Annotated in this window: 14 protein-coding genes; 7 read left to right on the forward strand and 7 right to left on the reverse strand. The window is 60.4% G+C overall.

Translation table 11 applies throughout. The annotated features are described in order from the left end of the window. Positions 1–66: 66 nt before the first annotated feature. Positions 67–657, reverse strand: coding sequence for an NAD(P)H-dependent oxidoreductase (locus tag LCF59_RS12720; RefSeq protein WP_292287986.1), 591 nt, complete (start codon positions 655–657; stop codon positions 67–69). 249 nt (positions 658–906) lie between these two features. Here LCF59_RS12720 and guaB point away from each other — a divergent pair, with 249 nt between their 5' ends. The 3 genes from guaB to LCF59_RS12735 all read left to right on the forward strand — a co-directional run bounded on the left by guaB (position 907) and on the right by LCF59_RS12735 (position 5941). Continuing rightward, a complete protein-coding gene (gene guaB, locus LCF59_RS12725) occupies positions 907–2355 on the forward strand; it encodes an IMP dehydrogenase (RefSeq protein WP_292287987.1) in 1449 nt (482 codons plus the stop codon). A gap of 15 nt (positions 2356–2370) precedes the next feature. Next, entirely contained in the window at positions 2371–3528 is a 1158-nt protein-coding gene (locus LCF59_RS12730; protein ID WP_292287988.1) for an RsmB/NOP family class I SAM-dependent RNA methyltransferase, read from the forward strand. An 88-nt stretch (positions 3529–3616) separates the two neighbouring features. Further along, a complete protein-coding gene (locus LCF59_RS12735; protein ID WP_292287989.1) occupies positions 3617–5941 on the forward strand; it encodes a PAS domain-containing hybrid sensor histidine kinase/response regulator in 2325 nt (774 codons plus the stop codon). On the opposite strand, the gene LCF59_RS12740 is transcribed toward LCF59_RS12735, so the two are convergent. Next, on the reverse strand, positions 5942–6544 hold the full coding sequence (locus LCF59_RS12740) for a gamma-glutamyl kinase (RefSeq protein ID WP_292287990.1): 603 nt from the start codon (positions 6542–6544) through the stop codon (positions 5942–5944). Positions 6545–6725: 181 nt separating this feature from the next. Between LCF59_RS12740 and recA the strand changes: the two genes are divergently transcribed. The 3 genes from recA to LCF59_RS12755 all read left to right on the forward strand — a co-directional run bounded on the left by recA (position 6726) and on the right by LCF59_RS12755 (position 10952). After that, the gene (gene recA / locus LCF59_RS12745; RefSeq protein WP_292287991.1) at positions 6726–7805 is read left to right on the forward strand and encodes a recombinase RecA; all 1080 of its coding nucleotides are present in this window, start codon (positions 6726–6728) and stop codon (positions 7803–7805) included. A gap of 180 nt (positions 7806–7985) precedes the next feature. Next, the gene (alaS, locus tag LCF59_RS12750; protein ID WP_292287992.1) at positions 7986–10661 is read left to right on the forward strand and encodes an alanine--tRNA ligase; all 2676 of its coding nucleotides are present in this window, start codon (positions 7986–7988) and stop codon (positions 10659–10661) included. Positions 10662–10664: 3 nt separating this feature from the next. Further along, positions 10665–10952 (forward strand): DUF1330 domain-containing protein, encoded by a 288-nt coding sequence (locus LCF59_RS12755; protein WP_292287993.1) that lies wholly within the window; start codon positions 10665–10667, stop codon positions 10950–10952. A gap of 51 nt (positions 10953–11003) precedes the next feature. Here LCF59_RS12755 and typA read toward each other — a convergent pair whose 3' ends face one another. Then, a complete protein-coding gene (gene typA / locus LCF59_RS12760; RefSeq protein ID WP_292287994.1) occupies positions 11004–12824 on the reverse strand; it encodes a translational GTPase TypA in 1821 nt (606 codons plus the stop codon). Positions 12825–13142: 318 nt separating this feature from the next. On the opposite strand from typA, the gene LCF59_RS12765 reads away from it, so the two are divergent. Further along, positions 13143–13724 (forward strand): outer membrane beta-barrel protein, encoded by a 582-nt coding sequence (locus tag LCF59_RS12765; RefSeq protein WP_292287995.1) that lies wholly within the window; start codon positions 13143–13145, stop codon positions 13722–13724. Positions 13725–13853: 129 nt separating this feature from the next. Here the strand turns inward: LCF59_RS12765 and LCF59_RS12770 are convergent, their stop codons facing one another. The 4 genes from LCF59_RS12770 to LCF59_RS12785 all read right to left on the reverse strand — a co-directional run bounded on the left by LCF59_RS12770 (position 13854) and on the right by LCF59_RS12785 (position 17395). Next, a complete protein-coding gene (locus tag LCF59_RS12770) occupies positions 13854–14183 on the reverse strand; it encodes a multidrug efflux SMR transporter (RefSeq protein WP_292287996.1) in 330 nt (109 codons plus the stop codon). A 70-nt stretch (positions 14184–14253) separates the two neighbouring features. Then, the gene (locus LCF59_RS12775) at positions 14254–14874 is read right to left on the reverse strand and encodes a YitT family protein (RefSeq protein WP_292287997.1); all 621 of its coding nucleotides are present in this window, start codon (positions 14872–14874) and stop codon (positions 14254–14256) included. A gap of 48 nt (positions 14875–14922) precedes the next feature. After that, positions 14923–16137 carry an NADP-dependent isocitrate dehydrogenase gene (locus LCF59_RS12780; protein ID WP_292287998.1) on the reverse strand — a complete coding sequence of 405 codons (1215 nt, stop codon included), beginning with the start codon at positions 16135–16137 and terminating at the stop codon, positions 14923–14925. Positions 16138–16162: 25 nt separating this feature from the next. Next, a complete protein-coding gene (locus LCF59_RS12785; RefSeq protein WP_292287999.1) occupies positions 16163–17395 on the reverse strand; it encodes a multidrug effflux MFS transporter in 1233 nt (410 codons plus the stop codon). Positions 17396–17427: the final 32 nt, after the last annotated feature.

Below are 17427 nucleotides of genomic sequence, written 5' to 3' on the forward strand. Positions count from 1 at the left end.
AAACGGTGAATTGCGTCATAATGATCGTGCAGAGCGGCATGAGCTGCGCAAACGCAGCCTTTGCACCTAGGCTGCGTCGCGGCCCAGCCTGTCCATCTGCGCAAGAAGTTTATCGACCGATCCCGGCTTGGGATCAGAGGCGGGGGCGAAAAATGTGAATTTCACCGGTTTGAAACCGACAAAGCCGAGAACCTGCCCCTTGATCTGGTGCCGGATTGCATCGTGATAGGCCAGCCACAGGAAGCTGCGCGGCGTGTCAGACGTGATGACGACGCGCGCGGTGCGGCCTGTCAAAAGCGGCTTGGGCAGACCGATGGGCGTGGTTTCCCGAGTGGTGAAGGTCCGCCCGATGGCCAGCACACGGTCAATCCATCCCTTGAGCTTGGCCGGAAAGCCACCCCACCACAGCGGAAAGGCCAAGACGAAATGCGTGCACCATTCAAGATTGCCCAGCGACTCTTCCAGCACCGGTTCCAAAGGCTTGGGGCTGTCGTACCCGGCTTTGCCCCGGTCGGGATCGAATGTCAGGTCGTGCAACTGCGACAGGCGCACTTCGTGGCCTGCTGCGCGGGCGGCCATTGCGTAGCGCTCCATCGCCTGACGGGTGATCGAGTCCGGGCCGGGATGACCGTTGAGAATGAAGATCCGTTTTGCCATGGCGTCTGCCTCCACGCATTTCGCGATTATCACACGGGCCGGTCACAGGTCCAAGACAAAGCGGTGTCGCGGACCACCTTGATACGCCAGAACCGCGCAAGTCTCTTCCTTGCCCTCCGGGCTGCACTTGCACGTCCATCCCGATTGCTTCGGCGTCGCATGGTCGCCAAGGGGATTGGGGCTTTTCCCCGGTCGCAACCCGTGCGATAGGGACGTGCCTAACGATGCTGTCCGTGGAAAGGGATTCCGATGGAGATTCGCGAGGCTCTCACCTTTGATGATGTACTCTTGGTGCCGGGGGCATCCGAAGTCTTGCCTGCAACGGCCGATACGCGGACTTGGGTGACCAAGACCATCGCGTTGAATATCCCGCTGCTCAGCTCGGCGATGGACACGGTAACCGAAGGGCGCATGGCGATCACCATGGCGCAGGCCGGAGGTATGGGGGTGATCCACAAGAACCTGTCGGTTGACCAACAGTCGCTTGAGGTGCGACGGGTCAAGAGGTTCGAATCCGGCATCGTCTACAGCCCGGTCACCCTGCGTCCGGATCAGACGTTGGCGGACGCCAAGGCTTTGATCGAGCGCTACAATTTCACCGGCTTTCCGGTGGTTGACGACACAGGCCGTGTTGTCGGCATCGTCACCAACCGGGACATGCGCTTTGCCACGTCGGACGATACGCCGGTGCGCGTGATGATGACCTCGAATGATCTTGCGATTCTGCGCGAACCGGCCGACCGTCAGGAAGCGCTGAACCTGATGCGCGCCCGGCGGATCGAAAAGCTTCTGGTGGTGGACAAGGACGACAAGCTGACCGGGCTTCTGACGCTCAAGGACAGCCAGCAGGCGGTGTTGAACCCGACGGCCTGCAAGGACAGCCTGGGTCGGCTGCGTGTCGCCGCGGCAACCTCGGTGGGCGATGCCGGGCATCAAAGAACCGAAGCGCTGGTTGCCGCCGGCGTGGATATCGTCGTGATCGATACCGCGCATGGCCACAGCGCCGGGGTGATAGATGCCGTGCGTCGCGCCAAATCGCTGTCCAACGAAGTGCAGGTCATCGCAGGCAACGTCGCGACCGCAGATGCCACCCGCGCCCTGATCGATGCAGGCGCGGATGCCGTGAAGGTCGGAATCGGACCGGGGTCGATCTGTACCACACGAATGGTCGCCGGCGTTGGCGTGCCACAGCTGACAGCGGTCATGGATTGCGCCCGGGCGGCCGGTGACACGCCGGTGATCGCCGATGGCGGGATCAAGTTTTCCGGCGATTTCGCCAAGGCCATCGCTGCGGGTGCGTCCTGCGCCATGGTGGGCAGCATGATCGCCGGGACTGACGAATCGCCGGGCGAAGTGATTTTGTACCAGGGCCGCAGTTTCAAAACATATCGTGGAATGGGATCGATGGGGGCCATGGCGCGGGGCTCCGCGGACCGCTATTTCCAGAAAGACGCCGCCAACGATAAACTGGTGCCCGAAGGCATCGAGGGGCAGGTGCCGTACAAGGGGTCAGCCGGGGGGGTGATTCACCAACTGGTCGGCGGCCTGCGCGCAGCGATGGGCTATACCGGCTGTGCAACCGTGGAAGAGATGCGCAACAACTGCAAGTTCGTGCGCATCACTGGCTCGGGCTTGCAGGAAAGCCATGTTCATGATGTGCAAATTACCCGGGAATCCCCGAATTACCGTCTTGGCTGACGGCGAGACGACGCCGTGACACCCGCCGCAAGATGGGCAGCCGCAGCCCAGATCGTCGACGAGATCGGTCAAGGTGAGCCGGCGGAAAAAGCGCTGACCACATGGGCGCGCAAATCCCGCTTTGCCGGGTCCAAGGACCGCGCCGCGATCCGCGATCATGTCTTCGATATCCTGCGCAACTGGCGCAGCACGGCAGCCCTGGGTGGTGCTGAGACCGGCCGGGGCCGGGTGCTTGGGCGATTGCGGCAGACCGGTGAAGACCCGTCGCTTGTTTTTTCCGGCACCGGGTATGGGCTGGACATCCTGACCGATGCAGAACAGGCGGCAGGTCAGACACCCGTCGGGGCCGCGGCCGCTGATCTTCCAGATTGGCTATTTTCGCTTTTTGTCAATGAATTGCCGGGTGATGCTCCTGCGACAGCTGAAGCGTTGCGCCATCGCGCACAAGTGTATTTGCGGGTCAACACGATCAAGGCCAATCGCGGCACGGCGCAGGCCGCGCTGGCCGATGACGGGATCCAAACGGTCCCGCATCCCTTGTCGGACACCGCGCTCGAGGTCACGGCAAATGCGCGTCGCGTTTCTCAGTCCACCGCTTTTCGGAGCGGACTTGTGGAGTTGCAGGATGTCGCGAGCCAAGCCGTCGTCGAAGCGCTGCCGTTGGACCCAGGCATGCGCGTGCTTGACTATTGTGCCGGCGGGGGCGGAAAAACGCTTGCCATGGCGGCGTATCTGAACGGCCCTGTCGAGGCTCATGACGCCAATCCGCGCCGCATGTCCGATCTGCCCCAACGCGCCGCACGCGCCGGGGCCGATGTGCGCGTGGTACCTGCGCCAAAAGGGCTTTATGAACTGGTCTTGTGCGATGCGCCCTGTTCCGGAAGCGGTTCCTGGCGCCGCGCGCCAGATGGCAAATGGCGCCTGACCCCGGACAGCCTGGATCGGTTGACCCAAGTCCAAGCGGATATTCTGGACAAGGCGGTCGCATGCGTCGCCTCTGACGGTGTGCTGGCTTATGCAACCTGCTCCGTTCTGCGTCGCGAGAACGAAGATCAGATCAATGGATTCTTGCAGCGTCATCCTGACTGGGTTTGCACACAAGAGGGCCGATTTGGACTGGTTCAAGGTGGAGACGGATTTTTTCTTGCAATCCTAAAGAGAAAAACAATTTGAAATACAGGTATTTGGGGTTTAGCTTTTAAGCGGAGTTTAATCCTATCGGTGTCAAGTGCCGGAAACCCGATGTCCAAAGAGCTGCTTGATGACCCTTTTTGATCGATCCGTGCCGGCCAAACCAAGGCTCGCCAGTGCCAAATCGCTCTTGTTGGCGTTCGCGGTTGCCAGCGCGGCACTGGCTCTGGCAGCCCCGCATCGCGCGATGCAATCGGGGTTCTGGGCTTCGGGTGCTGCGTTTGCCGCAATCTATCTTGCCGCTCTTCTAATTGACACGTGGCGCAAAATGCGGGGACAGCGTGCGATGCGGCAGCTTGGGTTGCTGGTAGAACATGATATCTCGGCATGCATTTTCACCGATCACGACGGCATTGTGCTTGCGGCAAACCGCGCGGCCAAAGCCCTGCACAAGGTGTCGACCGGTCAGGGGTTGCGCCCGATTGTCGAAACATTCGTGGCCGATGCGGCAGGCCTGATCCACCGCGTTCAAAGCGGGGCGCTCAGCGACGGCATCGCGTCGGAAAAGGTTGTCCTGCCGGACAAGCACATGCGGATGTCGGCGCATCAGGCTGGTCCCGACACCCTGTTGTGGCGGTTGGAGTCGTTTGAAAGCCGGGACGGTCAGGACGTGTCGGGCGGTGCGGCCTTTCCGGCGATGACGATTGGCCGGGGCGGCACCGTGCTGTGGATGAACGCTGCGGCGCGGACGCTCGCTGGCGGCAGGGTCCGGTCGCTGGATGAACTCATCTCCGACACACCGTTACGCCCCGGAGAGGTCCATCAGATTCAAGCGGCCAGTGGGGAACAGGAATACACGATCAATTTGCAAGACGCAGGGCTTGGTCGCGAAGAGGTGCTGATGATCCCCGCGACCCAGCCGCGCGCCGAAGCCTCGGACGAGGCTGGCTTTGAGGCACTGCCGGTTCCGCTTCTCAAGCTTACCTCGCAGGGGGAGATCACCTGCGCCAACCGTTGCGCCCGTGACCTCTTGAACGCAAGCCGGGACGACCATCGCACGCTGTCGGATCTGATGGAAGGGCTGGGCCGATCGATTCCGGATTGGCTGTCGGACGCCGCCGCGGGCAAAGGTTTGGGCCGATCGGAATTCCTGCGCCTGACACGGTCTGACACCGAGGTGTTTGTACAGGTCACGCTGACCCGCGTGATCGAGGATGGACAAACATCGCTGGTCGCCGTGTTGAACGATGCAACAGAGTTGAAAAGTCTGGAGGCGCAGTTTGTCCAAAGCCAAAAAATGCAGGCCATCGGTCAGCTTGCCGGCGGTGTCGCGCATGATTTCAACAATCTTCTGACCGCCATTTCAGGGCATTGCGACCTGTTGTTGCTGCGCCATGATCAAGGCGATCCGGAATATGCTGACCTGATCCAAATCCATCAGAACGCCAATCGCGCAGCCGGGCTTGTGGGCCAGCTACTGGCGTTTTCGCGCAAGCAGACTCTCAGTCCGGAGCGTCTGGACCTGCGCGATATTCTGTCGGATCTGACCCATCTTCTGAACCGTCTGGTGGGGGAAAAAGTCACGCTCAACCTGCGCCAGGATCCGGGTCTGCCTGCGATCCGGGCCGACAAACGCCAGCTTGAACAGGTCATCATGAACCTGGTCGTCAATGGCCGCGACGCGATGGCCGAAGGAGGGACGATCCTGATCGAGACCGATGAACGCGTTCTGGACAAACCGATACAGCATGGGCGGGCCAAGGTGCCTGCCGGCGCCTATGTTGTCGTTCGGGTCCAGGACGAGGGGGTTGGAATACCGCATGACAAGCTGCAAAAGGTGTTCGAGCCCTTCTTCACAACGAAACGCACCGGGGAGGGTACGGGGCTCGGCCTCTCAACCGTCTACGGTATCGTGAAGCAATCGGGCGGCTTCATCTTTGTCGATAGCACGCAAGGCAAAGGGAGCGTGTTCACATTGATGTTTCCGGTTTGCGAAGAGCCGATCGCTGCCCCGCCAACCACGTGTGAAACACCGAGATCCATCCCGGCCCGCGAGGGTGACGGAGTTGTGCTTCTGGTCGAGGATGAGGCTCCGGTCCGCGCGTTTGCCTCCCGCGCGCTGTCGCATCGTGGGTTCAAGGTGGTCGAGGCCGCAAATGCCGAGGAGGCGCTTGATCTGTTGGAGGATGACGATTTGAAGGTGGATGTTTTCGTCACCGACGTGGTCATGCCCGGCCTTGATGGACCAAGCTGGGTGCGCGAGGCCCGCGCATCCCGACCCGAGGTGCCGGTGGTGTTCATGTCCGGCTATGCCGAGGACGTGTTCAAATCCCAAGGTGCGCGGATCGAATCGTCAGCCTTTCTCGCCAAGCCGTTTTCCCTGACAGATCTGACCGCAATCGTGAACCAGCAGCTTGCCGCCACATCTGTGGACGGAAATCCTGCGGAGCCGTGATCAGCCGCCTTCGGGAATCGAATTCCAAAGCACAAAATCGGCTGCCCGGTGCAGGCGCACCAAGGCTTGGGCGTCTGGTGAAATCTGCAAAGACTGTTCTAAAGAGACGTTCACTTCAGGAATGTCCGGCAAAGGCCCCAATCTTTTGGAAAGAAAGGCGCGCAAACCGGCCTGATCCTCGTACCGAAAGAAATGCGACACAGACGTCCCGTTGGGCCGCGGTTCCACGAACTTGGCTTGGGATCCGACATTTGCATAGGCTGGCGGCGACTCTTCGCACGCTGCGCGCAGGAAAGTGTCTATCGTCACATCTTTTGTCGAAGCGGGTCGACCGTCCAGGGCGGCCCGTTGACGGTAGCGATACCAACTTCCCAACCAGCTCAGCGGTTCGCGGATCACGGCGACCAGCTCCAGGTCGGGTTTGCCCATCTTGTCGAACATGGGCCGAAAAAACCGGTTATAGCGATAGACCGGCGCGTGCTTTAGCTCCGGCGGATCGCTCACCACGAGTGACGCGCGCGGCGCGAGGGCGCGCATGTAGGCCTGTGTCCCGGTTTTTGGCACCGACAGAAGGACCAATCCTTCGTTCCAGAACACCAACATGATCGCCGCTCCGCCTGTAATCTGGGCGCCTTAAACCACTCCTTAACCAATCCGCGCAACACTCGTTGTGAAATTAGAAGTTGAAATGTTCGCGTTTTGATCTCATAAAGAGAAAGAACAGGAAGTGAACAAAAGCAGCAATTGCCGCACCTGTCCGGGTGTGGAATAAGGATCGAAAGCAATGGCAACGGCAGATCTTCTGAATATGGATAGCAAGCGCGACGCGAACAAACAAAAAGCCCTGGATTCGGCGCTGGCGCAGATCGAGCGCCAGTTCGGCAAGGGCTCGATCATGAAACTGGGGGGCGACAACGTCTTGCGCGATATCGAGTCGACCTCGACCGGATCGCTTGGCCTCGACATCGCTCTGGGAATCGGCGGTTTGCCCAAAGGCCGGATTATCGAAATTTACGGCCCCGAAAGTTCGGGCAAGACAACGCTGACACTGCATTGCGTGGCCGAGGAACAGAAAAAAGGCGGCGTCTGCGCCTTTGTCGACGCGGAACACGCGCTCGACCCGCAATATGCCCGCAAACTCGGCGTCGACCTGGACGAATTGCTGATCTCGCAGCCCGATACCGGCGAACAGGCGCTCGAGATCACGGATACCCTGGTGCGGTCCGGTGCGGTCAGCATGGTGGTGGTCGATTCGGTGGCTGCGCTCACACCGAAATCCGAACTTGAGGGCGACATGGGCGACAGCAGCGTCGGCGTGCATGCCCGCCTGATGAGCCAGGCCATGCGGAAACTGACCGGATCGATCAGCCGATCGAACTGCATGGTGGTGTTCATCAACCAGATTCGCATGAAAATCGGCGTGATGTTCGGCAGCCCTGAAACCACGACGGGCGGCAATGCCCTGAAATTCTACAGTTCGGTCCGTCTCGACATTCGCCGGATTGGTGCGGTCAAGGATCGCGACGAGATTGTCGGGAACGCAACCCGCGTCAAGGTCGTCAAGAACAAGGTCGCACCACCCTTCAAACAGGTGGAATTCGACATCATGTACGGAGAAGGCATCTCGAAGATGGGCGAGCTGATCGACCTTGGTGTGAAGGCGGGCGTCGTCGAAAAATCCGGCGCGTGGTATTCCTATGGCGACGAACGGATTGGACAGGGCCGCGAAAACGCCAAGACATTCTTGCGCGAAAACACGCAAGTCTCGCTAGAGATCGAGGACAAGATTCGCGCAGCACATGGGCTGGATTTCGACATGAGCGGCTCCGGAAGTGAATCCGAGGACGATATCGTCGAAAGCTGATCGCGACGGGACAAGCCCCCAAAGGCATGAGACGACGATACGGACACGGAAAGCAGGGTGGCGAATGCGTCGCCCTGTTTGCGTTTCGGGCGGGTTTGGATGGTGGACAGCCTTCAAAGCAGAGGCTATTTCAGCCCGAACGACACACGCCGCCTTTTTACCTTTCGGGTCAGGTCAAACATGCCAACGTTGAACGATATCCGCTCTACCTTTCTGAGCTATTTTGAAAAACAGGGTCACGAGGTTGTTCCGTCGAGCCCGCTTGTGCCGCGCAACGATCCGACGCTGATGTTCGTCAACTCGGGCATGGTGCAGTTCAAGAACCTGTTTACCGGGGTCGAACACCGCGACTATCGCCGCGCGGCAACCTCGCAGAAATGCGTGCGCGCGGGCGGCAAGCACAATGATCTGGACAATGTCGGCTACACAGCGCGCCATCATACCTTTTTCGAAATGCTCGGGAATTTCAGCTTTGGCGATTACTTCAAATCCGAGGCGATCCCCTTTGCCTGGGAACTGATCACCCGGCACTTCGGAATTCCTGCCGAAAAGCTCTACGTCACGATCTACCATACCGATGACGAAGCATTCCAGATCTGGAAAAAGGTCGGTGTTCCCGAGAGCCGCATCATCCGCATCGCGTCGTCCGACAATTTCTGGCAGATGGGTCCAACCGGACCCTGTGGGCCATGCACCGAGATTTTCTACGATCATGGCGATCACATCTGGGGTGGACCACCGGGCAGCCCCGAGGAGGATGGCGACCGGTTCATCGAGATCTGGAACATCGTTTTCATGCAGAACGAACAGTTCGAGGACGGCTCCATGAAGGCGCTCGACATGCAGTCGATCGACACTGGAATGGGACTCGAACGGATCGGGGCCTTGCTGCAGGGCAGCCACGACAACTATGACACCGACACGATGCGCGCCCTGATCGAGGCAAGCGCGGATGTGTCTTCGACCGACCCGGATGGCCCCGGCAAGACCCATCACCGTGTGATCGCGGATCACCTGCGGTCCACCTCCTTCCTGATCGCCGATGGCGTGATGCCCAGCAATGACGGGCGCGGATACGTGCTGCGCCGCATCATGCGCCGGGCGATGCGTCATGCGCATTTGCTGGCGGCCCAGGATCCGGTGATGCACCGGCTGGTGCCGGCATTGGTGCGCCAAATGGGGGCCGCCTATCCCGAACTGGCACGCGCACAGGCCCTGATCGAGGAAACATTGCAGCTCGAAGAGACGCGGTTCAAGCAGACGCTGGATCGCGGGTTGAAGCTGCTCGACGAAGAATTGAGCGGGCTGTCCGAAGAGGCGCCACTGCCGGGCAGCGCGGCGTTCAAGCTCTATGACACCTACGGATTCCCGCTTGACCTGACGCAAGATGCACTGCGCGAAAAGGGTCGGAGCGTCGATATGGACGGGTTTGATGCGGCGATGGCCGAACAGAAGGCCAAAGCACGCGCCGCGTGGTCCGGCTCGGGTGAGGCCGCAGATGCGGCGATCTGGTTCGATTTGGCCGAGAGCCATGGCGCGACGGATTTCCTGGGGTACGACACCGAAAAAGCCGAGGGCCAGATGCTGGCATTGGTCAAGGACGGTGCTGCGATTGACAGGCTGAGCGAGGGTGAAAGCGGCTGGATCGTGCTGAACCAGACGCCGTTTTATGGCGAGGCCGGCGGGCAGGTGGGTGACACCGGCTGGCTGCGGCGGCTCGAGAATGAAGACGATCAAGCAGAGGTAACGGATACCCAGCGCATGGGCGGCGGCAAGATGGTCGCGCATCACGTCACCATTCGCAGCGGCACGTTCAAAAGCGGCGAAGCGGTGCAACTCGAAGTCGATCATGGCCGTCGCACGTCGATCCGGGCCAACCATTCCGCGACCCATCTTCTGCACGAGGCGTTGCGCCGCGCGCTTGGCGATCATGTGGTCCAGCGGGGGTCGCTCAATGCACCGGACCGGCTGCGGTTCGACTTCAGTCACGGCAAGGCATTGAGCCCTGCGGAATTGAAGCGGATCGAAACAGAGGTGAACGCCTATATTCGCCAGAACTTGCCTGTCGAGACCCGGATCATGACGCCGGACGATGCCCGCGAGATGGGCGCACAGGCGCTTTTCGGCGAGAAATACGGCGATGAAGTGCGCGTTGTGTCGATGGGAGAGCAAGCCGGCTCGGGCAAGGGCAGCGCCGGAAATACCTATTCTCTTGAACTTTGTGGCGGCACCCATGTGCAGCGCACCGGTGATATCGGCGTTTTCGTCACTCTGGGGGACACCGCCTCAAGCGCCGGGGTGCGCCGCATCGAGGCGCTGACCGGGGCAGAGGCCTTTGCCTACCTGTCGGAACAGGATCAGCGGCTGGCCGAAGTGGCACAGGACCTCAAGTCGTCCGCGTCGGATGTGCCGGCGCGGGTCAAATCGCTTCTGGATGAACGCAAGTCCTTATCCAACGAAGTCGCACAGCTGCGCCGGGAACTGGCCATGGCTGGCGGGGCCGGGCAGGGCCAGGCGGCCGAGGCAAAAGATGTGAACGGTGTGAAATTCATCGCGCAGGTGTTATCCGGTGTGTCCGGAAAAGACCTGCCCCCCTTGATCGACGAACATAAACAACGGCTTGGATCTGGCGCGGTTCTTCTGATCGCGGACGCGGGCGGGAAGGCGGCTGTCGCGGCTGGCGTGACGCCGGACATGACCGGGTCGGTGTCGGCAGTTGATCTGGTCAAGGCCGCCGTGCCAGAACTTGGTGGCAAGGGCGGCGGTGGCCGTCCCGATATGGCCCAGGGTGGCGGGGCTTCCGTCGATAATGCCGAAGCCGCGATCAAGGCCGCCGAAGCTGTTTTGAAAGGATAGGATATGCCCGCACTCTGGATTGCCCATGTCACGGTGACAGACCCCGAGGCCTATGCCAAATACGCAGAGCTGGCCGGCCCGGCGATTGCCCAACATGGTGGGCATTTCATCGCTCGCGGTGGGCGCTTTGTCCAGCTTGAGGGACAGGAGCGGGAGCGCAATGTTGTGGCCCGCTTCCCATCGGTCGAGGATGCCGAGGCCTGTTACAACAGCGCTGATTATCAGCGCGCGCTCGATCATGCGCGCGGCGCGTCAGAGCGGGAATTGCTGATCGTCGAAACGTCGGAGTAACACAGGACCGGATCTCGCAAGCGCGTCGCGCCTGCGAGATCGCCTCTTCGCTTAACCGGCTTTTGCCATCCGCTTTCGCTCGTGCGGGTCAAGGTAGCGCTTGCGCAACCGCACCGCGTTCGGCGTCACCTCGACCAGCTCATCGTCGTTGATATAGGCGATCGCCTCTTCCAGCGAGAGCGTGATCGGCGTCGTCAGGCGGACCGCGTCATCCGTGCCCGAGGCGCGCACGTTGGTGAGTTTCTTGCCCTTGAGCGGGTTCACTTCCAGATCGTTTTCGCGACTGTGTTCGCCGATGATCATCCCGGTATAGATTGCTTCCTGCGAGCCGATGAACATCTTGCCGCGATCTTCCAGGTTCCAGAGCGCATAGGCGACCGAGGTGCCGTTTTCCATCGAGATGAGCACACCAGCCCGGCGACCGGGGATCGATCCCTTGTGTGGCGTCCAGCCATGGAACACCCGGTTGAGGACACCGGTGCCGCGGGTGTCGGTCAGGAATTCGCCATGATAGCCGATCAAACCGCGGGACGGAACATGCGCGATAATGCGCGTTTTTCCGGCTCCCGCGGGTTTCATCTCGACCAGTTCGCCCTTGCGGGCACCGGTCAGTTTTTCGATCACGGCGCCGGAATAGTCGTCATCCACGTCGATGGTTGCTTCCTCGACCGGCTCCAGCATCTTGCCGTCATCGCCTTCCTTCATGATCACCTGCGGCCGCGAGATCGACAGTTCGAACCCTTCGCGGCGCATGTTCTCGATCAGGACGCCCATCTGCAATTCACCCCGGCCCGACACCTCGAAAGCTTCGCCGCCGGGGGTGTCGTTGATCTTGATGGCAACGTTGGATTCCGCTTCTTTCATCAGGCGTTCCCGGATCACCCGTGATTGGACCTTCTTGCCATCGCGGCCGGCCAGCGGTGAATCGTTGATGCCGAAGGTGACCGTGATCGTGGGAGGATCGATCGGTTGCGCTGCCAGAGGTTCGTCCACGGCAAGCGCGCAGATCGTGTCGGCGACGGTTGCCTTGGACATGCCAGAGATGGAAACGATGTCGCCCGCCAATGCCTCGTCGATGTCCTGTGGTCCAAGCCCGCGAAACGCCTGGATTTTGGTAACGCGGAACTGTTCGATCTTCTGGCCAAGCCGGCTCAGGGCCTGCACCGTGGCGCCCACCTTGAGACGACCGGTTTCAACCCGGCCGGTCAGAAGGCGCCCGACAAACGGATCGGACCCCAGCGTGGTGGCCAACATGCGGAAATCATCGTCCTGCTTCTTGATCTGCTTGGGGGCGGGCACGTGATTGACAATGAGTTTGAACAGCGCTTCCAGGTCCTGGCGCGGTCCGTCAAGCTCTGTATCGGCCCAGCCGGACCGTCCCGAGGCATAGAGATGCGGGAAATCGAGCTGGTCCTCGTTTGCGTCCAACGACGCGAACAGATCGAAACACTCGTCCAGCGCGCGGTCCGGTTCGGCGTCGGGCTTGTCCACCTTGTTCAACACGACAATCGGACGCAGACCCAGGGCAAGCGCCTTGGCGGTCACGAACTTGGTTTGCGGCATTGGCCCTTCGGCGGCATCGACCAGCAGCACCACGCCATCGACCATCGACAGGATACGTTCCACCTCGCCGCCGAAATCGGCGTGACCGGGGGTGTCGACGATGTTGATGCGTGTGCTTTTCCATTCGACCGACGTGGCCTTGGCAAGAATGGTGATGCCGCGCTCGCGTTCGAGATCGTTGCTGTCCATGGCACGCTCTGCCACAGCCTGATTGGCGCGAAATGCGCCGGATTGTTTGAGTAGCTCGTCAACCAGGGTTGTCTTGCCGTGGTCCACGTGAGCGATGATCGCAATGTTGCGAAGGTCCATGTCGTTATCTCTTGTCGGAATGAATTGAGGCGGGGTTACTAGGCCCCACTGGAGAACACCAGCAGAAAACCCTATGGAGATGGGAGATGCCGCTTGGGCACAACAGGGCGATCACGAAAGTGTGACAGCGCATCGGCAAGTCCCCCCTGATCTTGCGAGTTTTCGCCAGTGAATGGCCGTTGGTCCGGTTCCTGTGCGCGCGTCGTGACTGCGGTGTTGAAACGAGATCGGAGGTGGCGACGTTTCTGTAATGGCACGTCAGGGGCACAAGCCGGGCTGACGTGACGCAACGAGGCGAACCAAGAGAAAGGATCTCTCATGACACGCATTTTTCTGAGCAGTGCACTGGCCATGACAGCGGCAACCGCATCTTACGCCGGTGGGTCCGACCCTGCACCGGTGGAGCCGGTGGTGATTGAGCCCGAGGCCGCGACCTCTGGCCCGATGGGCGGAGACTGGACCGGGGGCTATGGCGGTCTGAGCTTTGGCAACCTGTCGGTGGACGCCGACGATTTGGAGGACAGCGAAGGCGTCTATGGCCTCTACGGCGGCTATGATTACGACTTCGGTCAGTTCGTGGTTGGCGGTGAGTTGGACTACCAGACCGGTGAAGATATCGAGTTGGGCAGTGTGGAGGTGGACAACATTCTGCGCGCAAAGGTGCGCGGCGGTTATGATCTGGGCAGGACATTGATCTATGGCACGGTCGGCGCGGCACAGCTCAACGCAGATGGCGGAGATGACACCGGCATCGTTGGCGGCCTTGGCGTTGAATACAAGGTGACGGAACAGTTTTCCGTGGGTGGCGAATACCTTGCCCACCGGTTCGACGATTTCGACGACACCGGCGTCGATATTGATGCCGACACCGTGTCGTTGCGAGGCAGCTTCCGCTTCTAGGGTCTCGCTCCGGTGATCAGCCCCGTCCAGGGCGCGCAAAAACCGGTGCTCACCTTGGCAAGGCGTTCCCAAAAATGAATCGATTGCCACAAGGCATGGAACGCGCACCGTCCCTTCGTTGCGCGTTTTTCAATGCGTGGCCGTTCCGGAGAAGAGGTTGATGACGAGGATTCCGGACATGATCAGGGCGATCCCGATGATGGCCGCCATGTCCAGCGTTTGCCCGAACACCGCAAAGCCGATGATGGCGATGAACACGATGCCCATGCCGGACCACATGGCATAGGCCACGCCGACAGGAAAAGTGCGCAGTGCGATGGCCAGAAGATAGAAGGCCGCGCCATACGCCACGACCACGATGATCGACGGAAGGGGGCGGGAAAACTGTTGGCTGGCCTGAAGCGCCGTGGTCCCGATGGTCTCGGCGAGAACGGCCAACATGAGAATGAAATAGGGCATCGCGACCTTCTCAACCTTTCGGGTAATGGGCTTATACGTCCTGTTACTGTGTGTCGCCGTGTTTCATCTTTCAGGATCGTGCGACATAGCGGTCGCCGCGGTGGTTGACCGTCACGATCAGGTTCAGGATCACCGCGCCAAGCAGCGACCAGGCAACCACCGGCCAGGGCAGGATCCAGACCGCCAGAGCAAAGACACCCAGATCGAACAGCAATTGCGTGTTGCCCGCCTGAATACCACGCGTGTCTTGCAGCCACAGCGCCACGATGCCCACACCGCCCAGCGTCGCCCCGTGCCTGAACAGAGAAATCAGTCCCACACCGGCCAATATACCGCCCAATACCGCGCCAAGCGCTGGGTGAACGGTGTCGACCGTCAGGATCAGGGGCAGCAGCTCGGATATCGCGGACATGGCCGCCACCGCGCAGAAGGTCTTTACCGTGAAGACCCAGCCCAATTGAGAGACGGCCACCAGGTAGAAAGGCAGGTTCAGGACAAAGAAGATCGCTCCGAAGGGCCAATCCGTGGCATAGCTGACCACCAGGGACAGACCGGCGATCTGCCCCGTAATGAGGTTGGAGGCGGACAGGAACTGAACGGCCAGCGCAACCAATGTCGCGCCAACCAAGATGCCTTGAACGTCTTCAAGCGCGGTATGCCTGTCCGCTGGTGGTTTGCTCAGCAGGAACATGGCTCAGCGTGTATGACGCAGCCAAACACTGTCAAGCCCGCCCATGCGTTACCCCTTGAGCGCCGCGTCCAGACGTTGATCCAGCTTTTCGAGAAAGCCCATTGTCGTCAGCCAGCCTTGCTCGGGTCCCACCAGCAGCGCGAGATCCTTTGTCATGAAGCCAGCTTCGACGGTTTCCACGACCACACGCTCCAGCGTTTCGGCAAAGGCGCGCAGGCTGATATTTTCGTCAAGCTTTGCGCGATGCCTCAACGCACCGGTCCAAGCGTATATACTTGCTATGGAATTTGTCGATGTCTCTTCACCCGCCTGATGCTGGCGATAGTGCCGCGTCACGGTTCCATGCGCCGCCTCGGCTTCGACAATCTTCCCATCCGGGGTCATCAACTGCGATGACATCATGCCCAGCGATCCAAACCCTTGCGCCACGGTATCGGACTGCACATCGCCATCGTAATTCTTGCAGGCCCAGACAAAGCCGCCCGACCATTTCAGCGCCGAGGCCACCATGTCGTCGATCAGGCGGTGCTGGTATTCTATGCCCTTTTCGTCGAACTTGTCCTTGAACTCTGCCTCGAACACCTCTTCGAAGATCTCGATGAAGCGGCCATCATATTGTTTCAGGATGGTGTTCTTGGTCGATAGGTAGACCGGCCAGCCAAGGTTCAGACCATAGTTGAACGAGGCCTTCGCGAAATCTCGAATCGAGTCGTCAAGATTATACATCGACATGAAGACCCCGGCCGAGGGCGCATCGAACACGTCGCGTTCGATCACCGTGCCGTCCACGCCTTCGAATTTCATCGTCAGCTTGCCGGCGCCCGGAAACTTGAAATCCTGCGCCTTGTACTGGTCCCCGAAAGCGTGGCGGCCGACCACGATGGGCTTGGTCCAGCCCGGAACAAGACGCGGCACGTTGCGACAGATGATCGGCTGGCGAAATATCACGCCGCCCAGGATGTTGCGGATGGTGCCGTTCGGGCTGCGCCACATCTTCTTGAGTCCGAACTCCTCGACCCGGCCTTCGTCGGGGGTGATGGTGGCGCATTTGACGGCGACGCCGACCTCCCTGGTTTTTTCGGCGGCGTCGATGGTGATCTGGTCTTCGGTGCGGTCCCGCTCCTCGATCCCGAGATCGTAGTAGAGCAGGTCGATATCGAGATAGGGCAGGATCAGTTTCTTCTTGATGAAATCCCAGATGATCCGGGTCATTTCATCGCCGTCCATCTCGACAATCGGATTTTCGACTTTGATCTTCGACATTGGCGGGTCCCTTTCCTTTTTCGGGTCAGTTGGGAATCGTAGGTGCAAGCCGCGCCTCTGCCGTCATCATCAATCGCATCAGCCACAGCGCCGCGAGCGCTTCGACAAAAATCGCGATGGACAGTGGCACTGGCGTTCCATCGAACATGAGCCCCACCGGGATCGCAAGACTCACCGCGCCCACGGTCGACATCGCGCTGATGATACTGGCCGACATGCCCGCAATATGACCCATGGGTTCCTGCGCGATGGCTGAAAGGTTACCGATGGTCATTCCGGCCTGAAAGAAGATCGACACCTGCCAGACCACGAACGCGGCGAAAAACGGGCCAGGCGCGATCACGCCCGCGGTTGCGCCGATCCCCAGCACGATCATCAGCCCCGAAATCAACACCTGCGCCGACAGCATGGCGCGAACCAGGACCATCATGCCCAACCGAACCACGAGTGCGGCATTGAGGATGCTGGACGACGCGGCAAGCACGGCCACGAGACCGAACCACAGCGGGAAATTCTCGGCGCGGTCAAAGGTGATGTCATAGATCTGCTGAACGCTCGCAAGCATGGAGAACAGCATACTGAAACACAGGGCTTGCACGAGGATCGACAGGCGGACGACAGGGTGGGCGAACACCTCTTTGGCGGCACTGGCCAAGTCTTCGATCCGGAGGCGGCGGCGGTTTTCCGGCGACAGCGTTTCAGGCAGGCGAAGCGCCAGCCAGGTCGCGGTGACAACAGAGAACGCGACAAACCCGTAGAACACCGCGCGCCAGCCAGACAGGTTTATCACGATCGATCCCAGAAGCGGCGCGATTGCCGGCACCAGCGCGAAGACGATCATTATGAACGACAACACCTTGGCCATGCCGCGCCCGGCATAAAGATCGCGGACCACGGCCAGCGTCACCACGCGCGGCCCCGACGCGCCAAGGCCCTGCAAGACCCGTGCGGCGATCATGACCTCCAAGGTCTGCGCCCGTGATGCCAGCAGCGCCCCCACGATATAAATGCCGGAGCCGATCAGCATCACCGGCTTGCGTCCGAACGTGTCGGACAGGGGACCGGCGAAAAGCGTACCAACCCCCATACCAAGAACGAAGGTCGTGATGACAAGCTGGGCGTTGTTCAGATCCCCGGGCGTCAAGTCCTGCCCGATTTGTGGAAGCGCGGGCAGCATTGCATCGATGGACAGGGCGATCGTGGCGGCCACCATCGCCATCAGGGCGATGAATTCGGCGCGCGGCATGGATTTTGGCATGAAGGGTTCCCGAAGCTGCGCCTTGGCCTCTA

This window comes from Marivita sp. (assembly GCF_020055675.1).
GTDB lineage: Bacteria > Pseudomonadota > Alphaproteobacteria > Rhodobacterales > Rhodobacteraceae > Marivita.

Bases quoted from the DNA above. Each gene is read 5' to 3' on its own strand.
- LCF59_RS12720 (WP_292287986.1), bottom strand. From the start codon at position 657: ATGGCAAAACGGATCTTCATTCTCAACGGTCATCCCGGCCCGGACTCG.
- guaB (WP_292287987.1), top strand. From the start codon at position 907: ATGGAGATTCGCGAGGCTCTCACCTTTGATGATGTACTCTTGGTGCCG.
- LCF59_RS12735 (WP_292287989.1), top strand. From the start codon at position 3,617: ATGACCCTTTTTGATCGATCCGTGCCGGCCAAACCAAGGCTCGCCAGT.
- LCF59_RS12740 (WP_292287990.1), bottom strand. From the start codon at position 6,544: ATGTTGGTGTTCTGGAACGAAGGATTGGTCCTTCTGTCGGTGCCAAAA.
- recA (WP_292287991.1), top strand. From the start codon at position 6,726: ATGGCAACGGCAGATCTTCTGAATATGGATAGCAAGCGCGACGCGAAC.
- alaS (WP_292287992.1), top strand. From the start codon at position 7,986: ATGCCAACGTTGAACGATATCCGCTCTACCTTTCTGAGCTATTTTGAA.
- LCF59_RS12755 (WP_292287993.1), top strand. From the start codon at position 10,665: ATGCCCGCACTCTGGATTGCCCATGTCACGGTGACAGACCCCGAGGCC.
- typA (WP_292287994.1), bottom strand. From the start codon at position 12,824: ATGGACCTTCGCAACATTGCGATCATCGCTCACGTGGACCACGGCAAG.
- LCF59_RS12765 (WP_292287995.1), top strand. From the start codon at position 13,143: ATGACACGCATTTTTCTGAGCAGTGCACTGGCCATGACAGCGGCAACC.
- LCF59_RS12770 (WP_292287996.1), bottom strand. From the start codon at position 14,183: ATGCCCTATTTCATTCTCATGTTGGCCGTTCTCGCCGAGACCATCGGG.
- LCF59_RS12775 (WP_292287997.1), bottom strand. From the start codon at position 14,874: ATGTTCCTGCTGAGCAAACCACCAGCGGACAGGCATACCGCGCTTGAA.
- LCF59_RS12780 (WP_292287998.1), bottom strand. From the start codon at position 16,137: ATGTCGAAGATCAAAGTCGAAAATCCGATTGTCGAGATGGACGGCGAT.
- LCF59_RS12785 (WP_292287999.1), bottom strand. From the start codon at position 17,395: ATGCCAAAATCCATGCCGCGCGCCGAATTCATCGCCCTGATGGCGATG.